The 19533-nt window shown below is 62.6% G+C and carries 19 protein-coding genes; 14 read left to right on the forward strand and 5 right to left on the reverse strand.

The features are described from left to right. Positions 1–52 precede the first annotated feature (52 nt). The 3 genes from OKB87_RS08720 to OKB87_RS08730 are packed head-to-tail and all read left to right on the forward strand — an operon-like array spanning position 53 to position 3352. Complete coding sequence (locus OKB87_RS08720; protein WP_039213166.1) at positions 53–841, forward strand: ATP-dependent zinc protease family protein; 789 nt, start codon at positions 53–55, stop codon at positions 839–841. A 3-nt stretch (positions 842–844) separates the two neighbouring features. Then, on the forward strand, positions 845–2383 hold the full coding sequence (locus OKB87_RS08725; protein WP_011705413.1) for an inactive transglutaminase family protein: 1539 nt from the start codon (positions 845–847) through the stop codon (positions 2381–2383). A gap of 3 nt (positions 2384–2386) precedes the next feature. Then, entirely contained in the window at positions 2387–3352 is a 966-nt protein-coding gene (locus OKB87_RS08730) for an alpha-L-glutamate ligase-like protein (protein WP_011705412.1), read from the forward strand. 180 nt (positions 3353–3532) lie between these two features. Here OKB87_RS08730 and OKB87_RS08735 read toward each other — a convergent pair whose 3' ends face one another. Further along, entirely contained in the window at positions 3533–4135 is a 603-nt protein-coding gene (locus OKB87_RS08735) for a peroxiredoxin C (protein WP_005299113.1), read from the reverse strand. A 146-nt stretch (positions 4136–4281) separates the two neighbouring features. On the opposite strand from OKB87_RS08735, the gene OKB87_RS08740 reads away from it, so the two are divergent. Next, entirely contained in the window at positions 4282–5190 is a 909-nt protein-coding gene (locus OKB87_RS08740; RefSeq protein WP_011705410.1) for a hydrogen peroxide-inducible genes activator, read from the forward strand. A 66-nt stretch (positions 5191–5256) separates the two neighbouring features. On the opposite strand, the gene ahh1 is transcribed toward OKB87_RS08740, so the two are convergent. Beyond that, on the reverse strand, positions 5257–7122 hold the full coding sequence (gene ahh1 / locus OKB87_RS08745; protein WP_270827162.1) for a hemolysin Ahh1: 1866 nt from the start codon (positions 7120–7122) through the stop codon (positions 5257–5259). An 854-nt stretch (positions 7123–7976) separates the two neighbouring features. Between ahh1 and OKB87_RS08750 the strand changes: the two genes are divergently transcribed. After that, positions 7977–8426, forward strand: a complete 450-nt coding sequence (locus OKB87_RS08750) for a C40 family peptidase (protein WP_011705408.1) — start codon at positions 7977–7979, stop codon at positions 8424–8426. Between the two features lie 59 nt (positions 8427–8485). Here the strand turns inward: OKB87_RS08750 and OKB87_RS08755 are convergent, their stop codons facing one another. Next, on the reverse strand, positions 8486–8779 hold the full coding sequence (locus tag OKB87_RS08755) for a hypothetical protein (protein ID WP_005299095.1): 294 nt from the start codon (positions 8777–8779) through the stop codon (positions 8486–8488). 211 nt (positions 8780–8990) lie between these two features. Here OKB87_RS08755 and OKB87_RS08760 point away from each other — a divergent pair, with 211 nt between their 5' ends. Genes OKB87_RS08760 through OKB87_RS08775 form a run of 4 tightly spaced genes read left to right on the forward strand, consistent with a single transcriptional unit; the run spans position 8991 to position 12732 of the window. Next, complete coding sequence (locus OKB87_RS08760) at positions 8991–10421, forward strand: coniferyl aldehyde dehydrogenase (RefSeq protein WP_270827163.1); 1431 nt, start codon at positions 8991–8993, stop codon at positions 10419–10421. 10 nt (positions 10422–10431) lie between these two features. Further along, positions 10432–11034, forward strand: a complete 603-nt coding sequence (locus OKB87_RS08765; RefSeq protein WP_270827164.1) for a TetR/AcrR family transcriptional regulator — start codon at positions 10432–10434, stop codon at positions 11032–11034. After that, a complete protein-coding gene (locus tag OKB87_RS08770) occupies positions 11015–11530 on the forward strand; it encodes an SCP2 sterol-binding domain-containing protein (protein WP_101148738.1) in 516 nt (171 codons plus the stop codon). The genes OKB87_RS08765 and OKB87_RS08770 overlap by 20 nt, the downstream gene beginning before the upstream one ends. 17 nt (positions 11531–11547) lie before the next feature. Next, positions 11548–12732: an iron-containing alcohol dehydrogenase gene (locus OKB87_RS08775; protein ID WP_044799643.1), complete on the forward strand. Its 1185-nt coding sequence runs from the start codon at positions 11548–11550 to the stop codon at positions 12730–12732. A 33-nt stretch (positions 12733–12765) separates the two neighbouring features. On the opposite strand, the gene OKB87_RS08780 is transcribed toward OKB87_RS08775, so the two are convergent. Both OKB87_RS08780 and cysM read right to left on the reverse strand, forming a co-directional pair. Then, positions 12766–13047, reverse strand: coding sequence for a hypothetical protein (locus OKB87_RS08780; protein ID WP_270827166.1), 282 nt, complete (start codon positions 13045–13047; stop codon positions 12766–12768). A 166-nt stretch (positions 13048–13213) separates the two neighbouring features. Then, positions 13214–14119, reverse strand: coding sequence for a cysteine synthase CysM (cysM, locus tag OKB87_RS08785; RefSeq protein WP_270827167.1), 906 nt, complete (start codon positions 14117–14119; stop codon positions 13214–13216). Positions 14120–14253: 134 nt separating this feature from the next. On the opposite strand from cysM, the gene OKB87_RS08790 reads away from it, so the two are divergent. From OKB87_RS08790 to OKB87_RS08810, 5 genes are all read left to right on the forward strand, one after another. After that, positions 14254–14511 carry a GNAT family N-acetyltransferase gene (locus OKB87_RS08790; protein WP_011705401.1) on the forward strand — a complete coding sequence of 86 codons (258 nt, stop codon included), beginning with the start codon at positions 14254–14256 and terminating at the stop codon, positions 14509–14511. Further along, complete coding sequence (locus OKB87_RS08795; protein WP_270827168.1) at positions 14501–15121, forward strand: nucleotidyltransferase family protein; 621 nt, start codon at positions 14501–14503, stop codon at positions 15119–15121. The genes OKB87_RS08790 and OKB87_RS08795 overlap by 11 nt, the downstream gene beginning before the upstream one ends. 70 nt (positions 15122–15191) lie before the next feature. Further along, complete coding sequence (locus OKB87_RS08800) at positions 15192–17015, forward strand: SulP family inorganic anion transporter (RefSeq protein WP_024943826.1); 1824 nt, start codon at positions 15192–15194, stop codon at positions 17013–17015. A 146-nt stretch (positions 17016–17161) separates the two neighbouring features. Then, positions 17162–18508, forward strand: coding sequence for an MATE family efflux transporter (locus tag OKB87_RS08805; RefSeq protein WP_270827169.1), 1347 nt, complete (start codon positions 17162–17164; stop codon positions 18506–18508). 11 nt (positions 18509–18519) lie between these two features. Beyond that, positions 18520–19110: a hypothetical protein gene (locus tag OKB87_RS08810; protein WP_270827170.1), complete on the forward strand. Its 591-nt coding sequence runs from the start codon at positions 18520–18522 to the stop codon at positions 19108–19110. Positions 19111–19533 lie beyond the last annotated feature (423 nt).

Raw genomic sequence — 19533 nt, forward strand, 5'->3', positions numbered from 1 at the left:
CCGATGGCGGCTGTGGAAGTTACACTGACCCAATTCCAGGAAGCACAGTTAAATGAATGACATGAAAAGCAAATTAAAAGGAATGACCCTGCTCTCCCTGCTCAGTCTCGGCGGGTGTGTCAGTATGGAGAAAGCGCCCCCGGTACCTACCTTGACGCTGGCCGAGCTTCGCAACGAGATCAATCTGAGCGAGCAGCGCCTGCAAACATCCATGGAACAGCAACAGAAGCAGTATGTGCAGCAACAGCACCTGCTGGTTCAGCTCAACACTGATGTCAACAACATGAAAGAGTCCGTGAACAAAGTCGGCAGCAAGCTCGAATCCCTGCCGCCCGAGCCGCCCAAGCCCATGGCGATCCCGACCGAGAAGTGCCAGGCCCCCAGCCAGGGTCACACCGTCGACGGCAAGCTGCTGGTCGGCGAGGCGGAGTGGATCTGGGTTGACGCGGCCAACGACGCCTTCCAGGCGCGGGTCGATACCGGTGCCACCACCTCCTCCATCAGCGCCCAGGACATCACCATCTTCGAGCGCAACGGCAAGAACTGGGTGCGCTTCTTCCTGAGCCATCAGGAGATGGACGACAAGATCCAGATTGAAGCGCCGCTGGTGCGCCACGTGCGGGTGCGTCAGGCCTCCGCCGACGATCTCGACCGCCGTCCGGTGGTGCGCCTTGCGGTACGCATCGGTGACATGACCGAGAAGGCCGAATTTACCCTGAAGGACCGCAGCGACATGGCCTTCCCCGTGCTGCTCGGCCGTGAGTTTTTGAAAGACATCGCCGTGGTTGATGTGGCCCGCGAATATATCCAACCCAAACCCAAGCTCAAGGATGTGAAATAATCCATGGTTTCCCGTAAGCCGTTCTATTTGCTGGTAGCCCTGCTGTACATTGTCGGCCTGGGGATGACGTTCTATCACCACATCGCGCTGGACGTACCGCTCACGCCGGGTGAAAAACGCCAGATCTGGTCCATCGAAGCCAAGCTGGAGTTCGAGGCCACCGGCGAGCCGGTGATCGCCTCCCTGGCCATTCCGGGCACCCAGCCCGGTTTCACCCTGATGAACGAGAACGCCGCGAGCCCCGGCTACGGCCTCTCCTTCGTCGAGAAGGATGGCGATGCCCGCGCCGAGTGGTCCATTCGCAGCGCCTCCGGTCGTCAGGAGCTCTACTACCGCGTCGACATGATGGCCGATGCCCATGCCAAACCGGCCGCCAACCCGCTGCCGCCAGCCATCGAGAAGCAGATCGAGAGCGAGCCCTACGCCACCGCCATGAAGCAGATCCTGGAACGTGCCCAGGAGCGCTCCGCCGACGGCTACACCCTGACTCGCGAAATCATCAAGGAGATCGAGAAGCAGGAGCAGAACGCCGAGCTGCTGAAGAAGCACAAGAGCCGCGCCAACCTGATCGCCGAGCTGCTCAACAACGCCGACGTGCCGACCCGTGTCGTGCACGCGCTGAGCCTGGAAGATGGCCGCCGTCGTCAGGAGCTGGTGGATTACCTGCAAGTGTTCAACAGCCCGACCGACTACAAGCTGTTCAACCCGCAGACCGGTGAACAGGGTCGCCCTGCCAACCTGCTGCTGTGGGAATACAACTCCGGCGCCCTGCTGGACGTGACCGGTGGCCACAACTCCCGCGTCAGCTTCTCGATGATCGAGCAAGAGCAGCCGGTCAGCGTGGCGCTGGCCCAGAAGTTTGAAAAATCGGAGATGATGAACTTCTCCATCCACAGCCTGCCGCTGGAAGAGCAGACCCTGTTCAAGGGCTTGCTGCTGATCCCCATCGGCGTGCTGATGGTGGTGTTCCTGCGGGTACTGGTGGGGATCAAGACCTCGGGCACCTTCATGCCGGTGCTGATTGCGGTTGCCTTCATCCAGACCTCGCTGGTCACCGGTCTCATCGGTTTCCTGTTGATCGTCGGCACCGGTCTGGTGATCCGCTCCTACCTGTCGCGGCTCAACCTGCTGCTGGTCGCCCGAATATCGGCCATCATCATCATGGTGATCTCGATGATCGGTATCTTCTCCGCCTTTGCCTTCAAGCTGGGGCTGACTGACGGCATGAAGATCACCTTCTTCCCGATGATCATCCTCTCCTGGACCATCGAGCGGATGTCCATCCTGTGGGAAGAAGAGGGTCCGAAAGAGGTGTTCCGCCAGGGTGGCGGCTCTCTGCTGGTGGCCGTCATCGCCTATCTGGCCATGGATAACGAGCTGATCCGTCACCTCACCTTCAACTTCCTCGGCCTGCAGCTGGTGCTGATGGCGACCGTGCTGTTGATGGGTAACTACACCGGCTACAAGCTGAGCGAACTCAAGCGCTTCAAGCCGCTGGTGGACGAGATCAAATCGGGTGCCACTCCGGGTAAGGACAAGTAACAGATGTGGTTCTGGGAAAAGTACACCACCCCGTGGAGCCTGTCCCAATCAGGCATCCTCGGCATGAACAAGCGCAACCACTCCTACATCAGCCGCTACAATCCGCGCAGCCTCTATCCGCTGGTGGATGACAAGCTGCAGACCAAGCGCATCGCGCTGGATGCCGGCGTCACGGTACCGGAACTGATCGGTACCATTCGTGCCCAGCACGACGTGAGCCGCATCACCGAGCTGGTGAAGGATTGGCCGGGCTTCTGCATCAAGCCGGCACGCGGCTCCGGCGGCAAGGGGATCCTGGTGATCCTGCGCCAGGAAGAAGGCCTGTTCTACAAGCCCAATGGCAGCGCCTCCAACGGGCAGGATCTGGAGCGCCATGTCTCCAACATCCTGGCCGGGCTCTATTCGCTGGGCGGCAAGCCCGACGTGGCGCTGGTGGAAGGCCTCATCAACTTCGATGACGTGTTCGACGGCTACTCGTTCGAAGGGGTCCCCGATGCCCGGGTGATCATCTTCAAGGGCTTCCCGGTGATGGCCATGATGCGCCTCTCCACCGCCGCATCCGACGGCAAGGCGAACCTGCACCAGGGCGCCGTGGGGGTGGGTCTGTGCCTGCGTACCGGCCGTGCGCTGCGGGCGGTGCAGTTCGGCAATCCGCTGCGCCACCACCCGGACACCGGCCTCGATCTCTATGAGCTCAAGGTGCCCCACTGGGACACTCTGCTGACCCTGGCGGCCTCCTGCTACGAGATGTCGGGCCTGGGCTATATCGGGACCGACATGGTGCTGGACAAGTTCCGCGGCCCCATGCTGCTGGAGCTCAACGCTCGCCCGGGTCTTGCCATCCAGATCGCCAACGGCCGCGGTCTGGTGCCCAACCTCAAGACCATCGAGAAGCTGGGCCAGGTGAAAATGAACGTGGAGCAGCGGGTCAACTTCGCCAAAGATCACTTCGGTATCTTTGACGAGTAGTCCGGCCATCCAGACAAAAGCGCGCCAAAGGGCGCGCTTTTTTATGCCTGCCGTTTGTCGGCACGTAGCCGGCAACCACAATCCAGCTGAGCAATGCTACTGAACCAGACAGCCAAACAACGGCCATAAAAAAACCGATGCCTGGGCATCGGTTTTTCACTATCCGGATTGCTGACCCGATTACAGGGAAGCAGCGTTCTCGGACAGGTACTTGGCAACGCCGTCCGGAGAGGCGGTCATGCCTTTTTTGCCTTTCTCCCACTGAGCTGGGCACACTTCGCCGTGCTCTTCGTGGAACTGCAGGGCGTCGACCATGCGCAGCATCTCGTCGATGTTGCGGCCCAGCGGCAGATCGTTGACAACCTGATGACGAACGACACCGTTCTTGTCGATCAGGAAGGAGCCGCGGAATGCAACACCGGCTTCCGGGTGCTCGACGTCATAGGCTTTGCAGATCTCGTGCTTGATGTCGGCAACCAGCGGGTACTTGACCGGGCCGATGCCGCCGTCTTCGATCTTGGTGTTGCGCCAGGCGTTGTGGGAGAACTCGGAATCGATGGAGACACCGATCACTTCCACGCCACGCTTGTTGAACTCTTCCAGACGGTGATCGAAGGCAATCAGCTCGGACGGGCAGACGAAGGTGAAATCGAGCGGATAGAAGAACAGGACGGCTGCCTTGCCCTTGATGTGGGATGCCAGGTTGAAGGAGTCAACGATCTGGCCATTGCCCAGAACGGCAGCAGCGGTGAAATCGGGTGCGGGACGGCCTACCAATACCATATTCAATTCCTCTTTATGTGAAGTGAACAATCCTGTCAGGATCAGGCTACCTAGAGCCAAGTCCGTCTAATTAAAGCGACAAACTATAGCCCCGATGGTAGATTAGTTAAATCAAATTAAATAGATAGCATTAATCGGGTTTTCCTATGCAACGTTGGCCCAGCCTGAAACAGCTGCAATATCTGGTTGCTCTCGACGAGCACAAGAACTTCAACCGCGCCGCCAAGGCCTGTCATGTCAGCCAGTCGACCCTGAGTACCGGGATCCAGACGCTGGAGGACATGATGAACCTGCAACTGGTGGAACGGGACCACAAGAGCTTCATTATGACCCCGGTCGGCATGGAAATCGTCGAGCGAGCTCGCAATTTGCTCTCCGATGCGCGGGATCTGATGGAACTCGGCCAGCATCAAGGGGGGGTCATGCACGGCACGGTACGCCTGGGCTGCATTCCCACCATCGCCCCCTTCCTGCTCAGCAAGCTGCTGCAGGTGTGCGGCAAGACCTATCCTGAGCTGGAATTGTTGCTGCGTGAAGACACCACCACCAACCTGCTCAAGCAGCTGGAGCAGGGTCAGCTCGACCTGCTGATCCTGGCGCTGCCGGTGGAGATCGGCGGCTTTCACTGCAAGACGGTCGGCCAGGATCCCTTCCACATGGTGATGCCCGCCAGCATGGCGGCCAGCCTGCACACCCCGTTCGACTACAAGGAGCTGCCCAACCAGAGCATCTTCCTGCTGGAGCGGGAACACTGCCTCACCGAACACGCGGTGAGCGCCTGCCGGCTGCGGGACAAGAGCAAGATCAACCCGTTTGCTGCCACCAGCCTGCACACCCTGGTGCAGATGGTCGGCGCCGGGCTCGGCACCACCTTCCTGCCGCAGATGGCCATCGATGCCGGCATCCTCGACAACACGGATCTGGTGGCCATCCCGCTGCCGGGAGAGCACCCCTATCGCGAGATAGGGCTGGTGTGGCGCCCCAGCACCACCCGGGTGCAGACCTTCTACAAGCTGGCGGAGCTGCTCGCCCCGCTCATCGAAAACAAGGCCTGATCCCTCCTCCATAAAAAACGCCGGCACTTGCCGGCGTTGTTGTCTTGGGCGCAAGGCCCTGCTCTGTCAGTGACTGGCCGGTGGCCCGAAGATACGGGTGTAGGAGGTCAGGGTCCGTACGCTCACATTCTGCGGATTGCCGTTCTCGTCGTAGAGCCCCAGCGCCCCACTCTGCTTGTCATGACCCAGCAGCTGATGGGCACTCAGGTTGCTGAGCGCATCGCTGTCCGCTTTCCACTCCCAGCGCTGACCCAGGCTCAGGCTGCAGCTCTGCAACTGGCCGAGGTTGTTGCCATCCAGGCAGCGGCGGGTATCCTGCGCGCTGACATAGCGGCCGTACTGGTCATAGATGAAGGACTGGGCGGCCGAGGTCTCGTCACAGGTCACCGCGCTCAGACCATGGTTGGCATCCGCGCTCAGGCAGCGATTGTCAAAGCCCCCCAGCTGCAGGTTGACCGGGCGACCGCCGGTAAACACCGGGTGGTTCCAGTCCACCTTGAAGCTGGTGGACGCCGTCACCCGTCTGCGCTTGTCGGTATCTTCGAAGCCCTGGAAGGAGACATGGGCCCCCACCACGTAGTAGTGCTTGTAGATGCCGGTGTAGATGGGACGGATGTTGACCGAAGAGTCGATCTTGAACTCGGTGCTGCCCGTCTCGTCCGGTGCCGCCTTGTAGATGACATCCAGATTCGGCACGAACCCCTTGTAGCTGAGCGGCTGGATGCGGTTGTGATCCACATCGTACCCCATGCCCCAGACGGTGGCCGTCTTGGAGGAGAGCAGGGACTCCGCAGTCGCGTATTGATCGCGCACCCAGCTGAAACTCACCTTCTGGGCGCTCGGCGCCGAGCGTTCGACCCGGTAATCCTGGGTGTTGTAGGCGAGCTGGCGCTGCTGGCTGAACTTGGCCGACGCCTCCAGCTTGGCCTTGGGCCCATCCTTGTTCACCTCGACCCCGCCGGTGACCCCCACCTCGAAGCCCGAGATCTCGCGATGCTCGTACTTGCTGTTGAGGTTGGTCGGCAGGCTCTTGAGCACCGCCGCCTTGGTGTTGGACGCCTCGATGCTGAAGCGGTAATCCTGGGCGATGGCATCGGTGGCATAGTCGCGGGCCCAGCCGTCCAGCAGCAGGTAGTCCGCGATGTTCTCGCTCCAGCTCAGATCCTCGTTGAGCTGGATGCCGGCACCGGCCGACTCTTCGTCCAGCGAGATCCGCACTATCTTGGCATCCGGCGTGGCGGAGCCGGTGTTGCCAAATTGCAGGGAGCGCTCCAGGTTGACCCGGTAGACCAGCGAGATGTTCGGCGAATCGCAGAACAGCCGATCGCCCCGGCTCCAGGTGCGCGAGCGCGGGAAGGTACACTCGGCATCGCTGATCTTGCGGTTGACGTTGAGGTAGAAGGCCACGTGGGGCAAGCCGGCCTCGGCGGCGGGCGGCTGGGTCAGCGAGCGCTTGTGGCGCTTGCCCTGCCCTTCCAGGCTCTCGACCCGCTCCATCACCTGATAGAAGGCCGGGTCATCGACGCCTCCCAGCGGGGTGAACAGCAGCTCCCCCTTGTAGCCGGACACCAGCACCCAGTCTGCATCAAAAGAGATGCCGGCCAGCTGCTCCATGGCCTTTCTGGCCTGCTGTCGCTCATTCTTGTCGGTGACGGCGCTGAAATCGATGAACAGACGCTCGCCCCGTGCCAGCACCCGCTCGCGCAGCTGATCCCGGGTCATGAGCGGCGTCGCCTCCTGCCCCTTCAGCCAGACGTCGGCATTGAGGTAGATCAGACCCTGTTCGGATTGCAGGCTGGCCAGCATGGCGGTGCCCTGGTCGGTACGTTCGCCAATATCTTCGGCTTGCACGCTGCCTGCCAACAAGGCCAGCGCGAGCAAACTGAGAGTGGGGGCTTGCGTGATGAATTTGCGTGGTTTTTTGTTTTTCATTGTTATCTCCTTGTCGAATCACGCCAAGCTATTTAAACAATGAACGAATACGGCATAACCATATTATTCACGGTTATATTTCGGGGCGTTATTCTGCTTGCCTGTCATGACATTCATTATTCTCGCCGTAAATTAACAGCGTGGCGGCGAATGCATTTATTGTTGACAGAACAAGGACCGCGATGCGATCTAAGGTGGATGATTCGGCATGCGCCAATGCTATTACACGGGAGTCGCGCGCTGATGGCAATCTTCCCTCAAGGTCGCCTGACTGCGCCTTGCATCTCGCACTGTGCCCATTGGCTTGGCAGTAGCGCCCATCGGCCTGAACGATGGTGCGACAGCCTGATGCCGCAGGCTCTCTGGTGCGAGGGAACACTCACTGCTATGGACCGGATATCATGGGATGGCCCTCCTCTGTCTGGTGATATTGTCAGCCGACGCCAGTCATTGGCCGAATATTATTATGTGAACCAGTTGCGGGAATATACCCAGAGATATCTTGTGGTGCTGCCATCATATTGGCGGTGAAAATGGCGGGGTCCCTTGCCATTTATTTGATGGCGCCATCATAACGAATTAACCCTGATACAGAACGTGACACAGATCACGGGGCGGCGTCAACAAGGTTAATTATCATTTCATGACAGGGCTGATTGGAATAACTACTTTAATATTGAAATACTCATTCAAGATAATCACCAAATATTATTCAAATGAATACAAACAATATTATAACCCTCTGCATTTTCGCCTCTTTTGAGGTAGCCAGAGGCTGTTTCTTGCAAGCAAGGCTATGTTCGAGCCCCGAACCCCGTTTATGATGGAGACGTTGTCGTCTCGAAGGAGCCCCCATGGATTGCAAATGGCTGCTACCCCTGCTGGCCCTGTTGCTGGCCGCCTGTTCCAGCACACCCGAGCCTGCCCCGCCACGCCAGCAGAGCAGCGCCTTTGAAGGCTTCTATCAGCAGTGGCGCGGCGTGCCCTATCGCATGGGCGGCTCGGATCGGGCCGGCCTCGACTGCTCCGCCTTCACTCAGCTCGCCTACCAGCAGGTGATGGGTTTCAACCTGCCCAGAACTACTGAATCCCAGGCCAATCTGGGCCGGCCGGTCGATCGCTACCGGCTGCAGCACGGCGATCTGGTTTTCTTCAAGACCGGCTGGCAGCAATACCACGTCGGTGTCTACACCGGCGGCGGGGAGTTTATCCACGCCTCCACCAGCAAGGGGGTGATCCGCTCACGCCTCGACAACGTCTACTGGAACAGCCGCTACTGGCAGGCGCGCCGCCTCACCCAGTAACCGTCATAAAACAACAGGGCCCGCGATGGGCCCTGTTGTTGTTGATCCAGCCGATTGGCTCAGTGCTTGCGATGCCAGCGCGGCGAGGTAGCCCGCTCGCCCCAGGGGGTCACGCAGGGCAACAGCGCCCCTTCGATCACCTTGTCGCTGCCGGCCAGGGCCTCGGCAATCTTCTCGTGCAGCACCCGCAGCAGGCGCCCCTCCTGTTCGGCCAGGGAGTGACCCGCGGCAAAAAACTCGCGCTGATGCTGCAACGCCAGCTTCTGGGCAAATTCATAGGTATTGAAGCAATCCGGCATCCGCTCGACCACATCTTCCAGGCGGGCCAACAAGCTGTTCAGTTCCCTGGTCATAACACTCTCTCCTTGTCGGTTGATAGCCAAAAACTACCCCTTATTGGATAATTTACCAACCCCAAATCCACGAAAGTGTGGAGGCCAGCACAGTCGCCGGGTGAGTCATCCGCGCCCCATCCTAAGCCAACGGGCAAAACTTTACAGCCAGTTAACAAGACGCTAGATTTAGACCGACCAATCAGTCGGTCCCTAACCAGCGGGGTATGCCATGGAAGCGATGCAGTTGCAGGAGGCCACCGACAAGTTGTCGCTCCCGGCCAGACTGGCCAGACTCAGAGAGGCCTGTCAGCAACATCCCATGCCGAGTCTGAGCGAGCGCAGAGCCCACCTCAGCCAGCTCAAGCGTGCCCTGATCGCCCACAAGCAGCCGCTGTGCGATGCCCTGGCCAAAGACTATGGCCAGCGCAGCGACTACGACAGCATGATTGCCGACATCCTCCCCTGCGTCATGCAGATCAACTACACCCAGAAACGGATCAAGCGCTGGATGCGCCCGCACCGCCGCCACACCGGCCTGCTGCTGGCGCCGGCCCGGGTGGAGGTGTTCTATCAGCCGCTCGGGGTGGTCGGCATCATAGTGCCCTGGAACTTCCCGGTGATGCTGAGCCTCGGCCCCCTCATCAGCGCCATCGCCGCCGGCAACCGCGCCATGCTGAAGCTCTCCGAATTCACCCCGCACACCAACCGGGTGCTGCGCGAGCTGCTGGACGGCGTCTTCGACGAGCGCGAGGTGATGGTGATTGAAGGCGACGCCCAGGTGGCGGCCGCCTTCAGTGCCCTGCCCTTCGATCACCTGCTGTTTACCGGCTCCACCGCGGTGGGCCGGCTGGTGATGGCTGCGGCGGCCCCCCAGCTCACCCCGCTCACCCTGGAGCTCGGCGGCAAGAGTCCCTGCCTCATCGCCCCCGACATGCCGCTGGCGCTGGCGGTGGAGCGGATGATCTTCGGCAAGAGCCTCAACGCCGGCCAGATCTGTGTCGCCCCCGACTATGTGCTGCTGCCGCGTGGTCAGGAGCTGGCTTTTGTCGAGGCCTATCGCGATCACTTCGCCCGCCTCTATCCCCAGGGGCTGGGGAGCCAGGATTACGGCTCCATCATCAATGGCCGCCAGTATGAACGGCTCACCAGTTGGCTGGCCGAAGCCGAGCGGGCAGGCGCCCAGATCCACCCCTGTGGCAGCCCGGCCCGGGACGATGGCACCCACCGCCTGCTGCCCCATCTGCTGACCGAAGTGCCCAGCCACTGCCAGCTGATGCAGCAGGAGATCTTCGGCCCGCTGCTGCCGATCGTGCCCTATGACTCGCTGGACGAGGCGCTCGCCTACATAGCCGCGCGGCCCCGTCCGCTCGCCTTCTACCTGATGAGCCTGGATCCCGCCCTGCAGCACAAGGTGATCCGGGAGACCCACTCCGGCGGCATGGCCATCAACGACAGCCTGTTCCAGGTGGCCGCCGACGACGTGCCCTTTGGCGGCATCGGTGCCTCCGGCATGGGTCACTACCACGGCCACGAGGGGTTTCTTACCTTCTCCAAGGCCAAGACCGTGCTGAGCCGGGGACGCTTCAGCACCGGCACCATGGTGCACCCTCCCTATCGGCGCTGGCACCAGCGGCTGATGATGGCCCTGTTTTTGCGCTGACGAGACCAGCATGCACACACCCGTGACCGACAAGCGCCGCCAGATCCTGGATGCCGCCCTTGCCCTGTGCGCCGAAGATGGCTTGCAGGGCGCCGCCACCGCCCGCATCGCCAAGGCAGCCGGGGTGGCCAACGGCACCCTGTTTCACCACTTTCCCAGCAAGGAGGTGCTGATCCAGAGCCTCTACCAGGACATCAAGCTGCGCCTTGGCGCCGCCATCACCGAGGCTGACGCCGCCCTGCCCCTCCAGGAGCAGGCGCGCCACTACTGGAGCCAGGCGATGACCTGGATGCAGGCCCACCCCCACGAGCTCAAGTTCGTGCTGGGCTTCTTTCACTCCCCCCTGCTGGCTCGCCCGCTGCGCAGCCAGATCCTGAGCGACACCCTGCGTTTTTTACCCCGCCTGCTGGCCCAGGGCCAGGCCAGCGGCGAATTGATGCAAGCTCCACCGGCCCTGATGTTGGAGGTGTGCCAGGGCCAGTTCCTGGCCTGCGCCTCGCTGTTTGTCGACCAACCTGAACTGGGACGGGACGGCCACTGGCAAGCCAGCGCCTTCGCCCTGTTCTGGTCCGCCATCTCGGGAGTTCACGCCTATGCACAACCGACACCTTGATTCCCTGGTGGCACTGGGTCGCCGCCTCTGGATCAGCTGCCTGCTCTGGATCATCGGCCGCACCCTGTGCCGCGCCGCCCGCATCGACGAGGCGGTGCGCCAGGAGCTCGCCCCCCTGCCGGACGGGCTCACCATCCGGCTGGAGGTGAGCGGCATGGCCCACGGCCTGACCATTCACAAGGCGGCCGGCCGCTGGCAGAGCGGCCCCGCACCCGACACCGGCGGGCTGCATCCGCTGCGGGTGCGCTTCAAACATCCCGCCATCGCCTTTCGCGCCCTCAGCTTTCGGCTCGGGGTCAATCAGGCGTTCAGCGAGAACCGTCTGCTGGTGGAGGGGGATCTCACCGTCGCCATGCACCTGGTGCGGGCGCTGGAGCAGCTGCAGGCGCTGATCCTGCCGGCCTTCATCGCCCGTCCCTTGCTGCGCCGCTATCCTGACCCGCGCCACAAGCTGAGCCGGGCCTGCCACATCTACCTGGGTCTGTTGACCGGCTGAACGAGAGGATGAGCACCATGAGTCGCTATTACGATTTTTTCTGCCCGGTCAAACTGATGGCGGGCGAGCAGGCGCTGGAACAACTGGCCGGCGAGCTGGCGGGATTGGGGGCGCGCAGGCCGCTGCTGCTCACCGACAAGGGGGTCAGCGGCACTGGCCTCGCCACCCTGCTGGCCGGGGTACTGGCCGAAGGGGAGCTGCCGGTGGCCGCCATCTGGGACGAGATCCCGGCCGACTCCTCCACCGCCGTGGTGGAGCGGATTGCGGCCCGTCACCGAGAGCTTGGCTGTGACAGCCTGGTGGCGCTGGGCGGCGGCTCCGTCATCGACACCGCCAAGGCGGTCAACATCCTCGCCTCCATGGGGGGGACGCGGCTGCTGGATTACGCCGGCGCCGGCTGCCTGACCCGGCCGCTGCAACCGCTGGCGGTGGTGCCCACCACGGCGGGCACCGGCTCGGAAGTGACCCTGGTAGCGGTGATCAAGGACGAGGCGAGCGGGCGCAAGGTGCCCTTTACCTCCCCCTTCCTGCTGCCCCAGCTGGCGGTGCTGGATCCGCGCCTCACTCAGGGGCTGCCGCTCAACATCACCGCCGCCACCGCCATGGATGCCATGACCCACGCCATCGAGGCCTTCATCGGCAACGCCAAGAACCCGGTCAGCGACGCCCTGGCCCTGATGGCGGTGGAGAAGATCGCCAGCGCCTTGCCACAGGTACTGAACAACCCGCAGGACAAGCGGCTGCGACTGCAGCTGGCGGAAGGCTCCACCCTGGCGGGCATGGCCTTCTCCAACTCCATGGTGGGGCTGGTGCACGCCCTCGGCCACAGCCTGGGGGCCCGCTGCCACCTGCCTCACGGCCTGTGCATGAACCTCTTCCTGCCCACCGTGCTCGACTACAACCGGCCGGGCATCGATCCCGAGCTGGCCCGCCTGCTGTTGCCGCTGGTGGGGGCCGAGCGTTTTGCCGCGACCCCGGCCGCCGCACGGGCCCAGGCCGCCATCGAGGCGTTGCAGGCGCTGCGCGATACCCTGTGGCAGGCGGTGAAGCTGCCGCGCACCCTGCGCGAGGCTGGCGTCACCGACAAGGCGCTGCTGCCCGAGATCCGCGATCTCGCCATCAACGACGGCGCCCTGCTCTACAACCGCAAGGATGCCGACCGCACCCAACTGCTCGGCCTGCTCGAGCTGGCCTGGGAGTAATCAGACAGAGGCCCCGCATCGCGGGGCCTCCTGTTACCAGCTGATGGTGGCGCCGGCGCCGTAGTTGCCGCGCTCCTCGGGCGTTTTTTCGCGCCAGATGGACTCCTTGTTGCGGCGCACGGCCTCTTCCCGCTCCTGATTGCGTTCCCAGACGGGCTTCACCTCGTCCAGCGGCCGCTCGTGTTTCTTTCCCTGGTGATCCATCACAGAGCACTGTTTGTCGCCGCACTGATAGGCGTAGGGTTCGACGGTACAACCCGCCGTGGCCAGACAGAGGCCAAACAGAGAAAGACGAAGAGAGGAAGGCAAGATCATGGGACGCTCCTGTTTGCATCGGTCAACCAAGGGCGCCGAGTGTCAAACAGGAGGCAAATGGAATCAACCCTGCCAACGGTGTTGATTGTTACAAGGGGTACACAGTGCAATGTATCAGCAAGCTGTTGATACATATCACGTTAATCATCGCGCTGGCGCAGCGCTCTTACGCCTGCTCGTCGCTGAACACCCCGGTGGAGAGGTAGCGATCTCCCCGATCGCAGATGATGGCCACCACCACCCCCTGTTTGATCTCTGCCGCCACCCGCAGCGCGCCGGCCACGGCGCCCCCCGAGCTGACCCCGCAGCAGATCCCCTCCTCCCGCGCCAGCCGGCGCATCATGACGAGTGCCTCCTGCTGGGTCACGTCCAGCACCCGATCGACCCGGGCAGGCTCGAAAATGGCCGGCAGATAGGCCGCAGGCCAGCGCCGGATCCCCGGGATCTGGCTCCCCTCGGCCGGTTGCAGGCCGATCACCTGCACCACCGGGTTCTGCTCCTTGAGGTAGCGGGAGACCCCCATGATGGTCCCCGTGGTGCCCATGGCCGAGACGAAGTGAGTGACCGCACCCTCGCTCTGGCGCCAGATCTCGGGGCCGGTGGAGAGGTAATGGGCATCCGGGTTGGCCGGGTTGTTGAACTGATCGAGCACCAGCCCCTCGCCCCGTGCCTGCATCGCCAGGGCGAGGTCGCGCGCGGCCTCCATGCCGCCCTCCACCAGCACCAGCTCGGCGCCATAGGCCTGCATGGCATCGCGCCGCTCCTGGCTCATGGTATGTGGCATAATGAGCCGCATCCGGTAGCCCCGCGCCGCCGCCACCATGGCCAGCGCGATGCCGGTGTTGCCGGAGGTGGCCTCTATGAGCCGCGCCCCTGGCGCTAAGTGACCGCTCGCCTCCGCGCACTTGATGAGGTTCAGCGCCGGCCTGTCCTTGACCGAGCCGGCCGGGTTGTTGCCCTCCAGCTTGACCAGCAGGGTGACACCGGGGTGGGGATTGATGCGACGCAGCGCCAGCAGGGGGGTATTGCCGATCAACTCTTCCAGCGTGGCAAAAGCCATAATGGGATCCATCCTTCGTGAACTGTTCTATACCTTGGCTAGCGGGTATGTACCCGGCCGGGCTCGCAGTGTAAGCGACCCCGAACAGTTGGCAAAGGGGCGCCAACATGGTCAGATAACCCCATCCCCCGTACCGAGGAGCAAGCATGAGCGAGATCATTCATCAGGCCAACCAGCAGCAATTCATCTGTGTGGTGGATGGCAAGGAGTCCAGGCTGCGTTACCGGCGGCTAGACGCCAAGACCATCGACGCCTACAGCACCTTCGTCCCGCCCGAGCTCAGGGTGCAGGGGATCGCCGATCAGCTGGCTCGCACCTTCTACAGCTGGACCCAGGCAGAAGGGCTCACCATAGTGCCGAGCTGCAGCTACATCGACGTCTGGTTGCGCCGCAATGCCGGCTGACCCCCAGACGCGTCACAGCACGTCAGCCTCGCACGCTCGCCAGAGCGCCCTGGAAGCCGACCTGCAGGCACAGACCGAAGCCCTGTTGCGGGCCGATGATCAGCGCATGGATTGCCTGCGGGCAGCCCGTGAACTGGCACTGCCCGACTGGGCGCTGGGGGCCGGTTTTATCCGCAACCTCATCTGGGATCACCTGCACCACAAAGCGGTGCCGACCGCCCTCAACGACATCGACCTTATCTATCTGGACAGTGCTGACCCCACTGGATTGCAGGAGGCCGAACACGAAGCTTGGCTCGCCGCCAAGATGCCGAGCCAGCAGTGGGAGGTGCGCAACCAGGCCCGCATGCATGTGCGCCAGCTGGTGCCCCCGTTCACCAGCTCGCTCTCGGCCCTCAGCCACTGGGTGGAGGTGCCCACCTGCATCGGAGTCCGGCTGTTGGCAGACGATTCATTCGAGTGGCTGGCCCCCTACGGCTTTGCCCCCAACTGGTCCCTGCAGGTGGATCCCAACCCGCGCTGCCGCCAGGAGCGCCGGGTCTTTACCGAGCGGGTCAAGGCCAAGGAGTGGCAACGGCTGTGGCCTGACCTGGTGGTGAACTGGCCATAACCTGATTGCAATGTTTCGATAACCTTGGGCACACTAAGGAAAAGCTGTTTGTAACTCAATGGGTTAAATAATGCGCGACTTCTTCTCACTCGAACGCTGGCTACCGGGCCTCGCCGCCCTGCTGCAATACCAGCGGGCCTGGCTGATGCCGGATATGCGCGCTGGATTGTCGGTGGCCGCCGTGGCTCTGCCCGTGGCCATCGCCTATGCGGAGCTGGCCGGCGTGGGGCCGCTGGTCGGCCTCTACTCCTGTATCCTGCCCATGCTGGTGTACGCCCTGTTCGGTACCTCCCGCCAGCTCATCGTCGGCCCGGACGCCGCCACCTGCGCGGTGATCGCCGCCGTGGTGACCCCGCTCGCCGCCGGGGATGCCACCCGCCACTGGCAACTGGTGATGACCATGACCGCCATGACCGGCTTCTGGTGCCTCATCGCCAGCCGCTTCAAGCTGGGAGTGCTGGCGGACTTTCTCTCTCGCCCGATCCTGATGGGGCTGCTCAACGGGGTGGCCATCACCATCATGGTGGGCCAGCTCTCCAAGATCTTCGGCTTCACCTTCAGCGAACGCTACCTCATCGAGCGGATCGCCGGCGGTGCCAGCTACATCACCCAGACCCATCTGCCCACCCTGGCCATGAGCCTGACCGCCCTGCTCACCCTGCTGCTGGCCAAGCGCTTCAAGCCGGCCTGGCCCTCCTCCATGGTGGCCATGGTGGTGACGGCGGGGCTGGTGTGGGCGCTCGATCTGGGCCAGTTCGGCATCGCTACCCTGGGCGCCATCGGCTCGGGCCTGCCCGCCTTCCAGATGCCGGAGTTTCCCCCCGGCCTGATGCGGGAACTGGTGCTGCCGGCGCTCAACCTGGCCATGGTGAGCTTCGTCTCCATGATGCTGACCGCCCGCAGCTTTGCCGCCAAGAACGGCTACGAGATCGATGCGGACAAGGAGTTCCGGGCCCTCGGCATGGCCAACCTGGCGGCGGCGGCCTCCCAGGGCTTTGCCATCAGCGGCGCGGATTCGCGCACTGCGGTCAACGACGCCAACGGCGGCAAGAGCCAGCTGGTCTCCATCATCGCCGCCGCCGTCATCGCCCTGGTCACCTTCTACCTGACGGCGCCGCTGCAATACATCCCCACCGCCGCCCTCGGTGTAGTGCTGGTGATGGCCTCTTTGTCCCTCACCGACTTTCGCGGCCTGTGGGCCCTGCGCCACTCCGATCGCTCCGCCTTCTGGCTGGCGCTCATCACCTTCATCAGCGTGCTGGCCATGGGGGTCATTCCGGGCATCACCCTCGCGGTGCTGCTGGGGCTGTTCCAGTTCCTACGCAACGTGATGCGCCCCACCGACCAGCTGCTCGGCATGGACGACGAGGGCGTGGTGCGCACCCTGGGGGACAACGAGCAGGCCAAGGCCATTCCCGGCATCCTGGTCTATCGCTTCAACTCGCCGCTCACCTACTTCAACGCCCCCTACTTCAAACGGCGGGTGCTGGCGCTGCTGGTGCAGGATCCCCACAGCCCCAAATGCCTGGTGGTGGATGCGGTGGCCTGCTTCACCCATCAGGACATCAGCGTGATGAGCATGCTGGGGGAGCTGCACAAGGATCTGAAACGGCGCGGCATCCACATGGTGATGGCCGGCCGCCACGGCCAGATGAGCCTGTGGCTCAAGCAGGCCGGGATCCGGGTCGGCGACGAGGGGATCATCCTCTGCCCCGACATGTATCAGGCGCTGCGGATGACCCGCTGCTACCGCGAGCCGGTGTTCAAGGATGACGAGGTGGTGGAGAGCACCACCGAGGCCATCCTCTCCCACTGGCCCCAGGATGACGCCCTGCCCGATTCGGCGCGCCTCACCCTGCCCAGCGAACAGGAGGCGGGCGCCACCCCGGCCTGATCCCGAGCGGGCCCTGCCCATGGTGGCAGGGCCCCCGCTCTCTTCCCCCTCTTGGTCACCGCCACGATTGCGCCTCGCACCCGCTTGGTGTTAAATGCCCGTCCAGATGGCGCTGACGAGGGCCATCCCCAGTATTTGGACACCCCATGCAAACTCAATCCCACGCAGGTCCGGGCACCCTCTTCTCCCTGACCTGGCCACTGTTTATCGATCTCGCCCTGCACTTTCTGACCGGGGCCCTCAACACCTTCATGGTGGGTCACGTCTCCTATCAGGGGGTGGCAGCACTCGCGGTCGGCAACCAGGTGTTCGATCTCGCCATCACCTTGTTCAGCTTCGTCAGCATCGGCACCAGCGTGGTGATCACCCAGTATCTGGGAGCCGGTGACAAGGAGAAGGCCCGCATCGTCATCCACACCGCCATCGGTTTCAACCTGCTGGTAGGGCTGGTGGCCGCCGTCGGCGTCATCGCCGGGGCCAGTACCATGCTGGCGCTGATGAACCTGCCCGCCAACCTGATGAGCGATGCCACCCTCTACCTGCAGATCATCGGCCTGTGCCTGCTGCCGGAAGCGGCGGCGCTCTGCCTGGCCGCCACCCTGCGCGCCCACGGCCACACCCGTCAGGCGATGTACGTGACCCTCATCGTCAACCTCATCACCTTCGTCGGCAACCTGCTGCTGCTCTACGGCTGGTTCGGCCTGCCCCAGCTCGGGGTGGCCGGGGTCGCCATCAGCACGGTGGCGGGTCGCATCGTCGGGGTGGTACTGCTGATATGGCTGGTGGCGCGCAAGACCGGCATCCGGTTGCGCCTGCCGGAGATCGTCAAACCCAGCCGGTTGATGCTGGGCAAGGTGCTGCACATCGGCCTGCCGGCCGCCGGCGAGAACCTCTCCTGGATGCTGCAGTTCATGGTGGTGACCGCCTTCGTCGGCCTGCTCGGCGACAAGGCGCTGGCAACCCAGTCCTACTTCTTCCAGATCTGCCTGTTCATCCTGCTGTTCGGCCTCTCCATCGGCCTTGGCAACGAGATCATCATCGGCCATCTGGCAGGGGCCCGCCGCTTCGAGCAGGCCTACCGCCAGTTGCTCAAAAGCCTGAAGCTGGGGCTCGTCGTCACCGCCTTCATCGCCTTGCTGGCGGCCCTCAACGGCCGCACCATCATCAGCCTGTTCACCGATGATGCCGACATCATCACCCAGGTGGCGCAGCTGTTCTTGATAAGCCTCATTCTGGAACCCGGCCGAACCTTCAATCTGGTGGTGATCAACGCCCTGCGCGCCACCGGGGACGCCCGTTTCCCGCTCTACATGGCGCTCGTCTCCATGTGGGGGATTGCCGTTCCACTGGCCTATTTCCTTGGTATCATGCAGGGTTATGGACTGGTCGGTATCTGGTTGGCGCTCGCCTGCGACGAGTGGGTGCGCGGTCTGGCCATGTTCTGGCGCTGGCGCAGTCGTCGCTGGCAAAACAAAATTCTTGTTGAAACATAAGCGGAATCACAATGAAGAAGATAGGACTCTTGTTGGCGGCCATCCTGCTCAGCCCGCTCGCCATGGCGCAAACCGCCCCCGCCGCCCCCAAGGCACAGGCGGCCCAGACCTGGTATGTGGCCCCCATCGCCATCGATGAAACCAGCGAAGCGCAAAAAGCGCTGACCAAGGACTTCATGGCCCAGATGATCAAGACCATCAAGATCAACGAGTACCAGACCGGCAAGGCGGTGGGCAAGAGCAAATCGCCCAAGTGGCTGATCCGCACCAAGCTGATGCCCGCAAGCCAAGAGCCGCTGGTCGGCAAGAAGCACCCGCAGGGCCTCACCTACGGCAAGGGCATCCCCACCCAGGAGATCGTCGGCGAACTCATCATGAACGGCACCCTGGTGGCCCATGTGGGTCAGGGCTGGCGTGAGCCCATCGTCCCGGGTACCCCGGTGGCCGACCGGATCACCATCGCCAACTACCAGTACGCCATCGGCAACGAAGCCAAGGCCGCGGATCTGGAAGAGCTGGCGGCGCAGATCGGCTTCGAGGTGGGCAAGGTGATCGCCCGCGATGGCAAGCCGCTGCCCGAGAAGAAAAAGAAAAAAGAGTAAACGCTGCACCTGTTACCAAGAAGGGGCCCTGCGCCCCTTTTTGCTGCCCGCCCGGCGGCCACAAGCTGTCATCCGGTCGTCACAATTGTGATCCATCCGGCACTTTTCAGACTCTCTGCTTACCGATAAAAGTCTTATCAGCTTGTGATTCAAACAGTTAAAAATCGCCCATCCCATGCAGCAAATCATTGGTCCCGAATTGGAGCCGGATCACATTTATCTCGCGGGGGACGCGGTAGTTTGGTCTTGCAGGCACAATCAAACGAAACCAAGGAGGCCGCATTACATGTTCCCAGAGTACAGAGAGCTCATCTCGCAACTGAAGAGCAGTGATGTCCATTTCCAAACCTGATTACCCATGATTAGCAGTCAGTTACCACGAACTATACTGATCTTACGTACAGTTATCGAGGTGCGAGATCA

Source organism: Aeromonas sp. Y318-1 (assembly GCF_027706125.1).
Taxonomy (GTDB): Bacteria; Pseudomonadota; Gammaproteobacteria; order Enterobacterales; family Aeromonadaceae; genus Aeromonas; species Aeromonas hydrophila.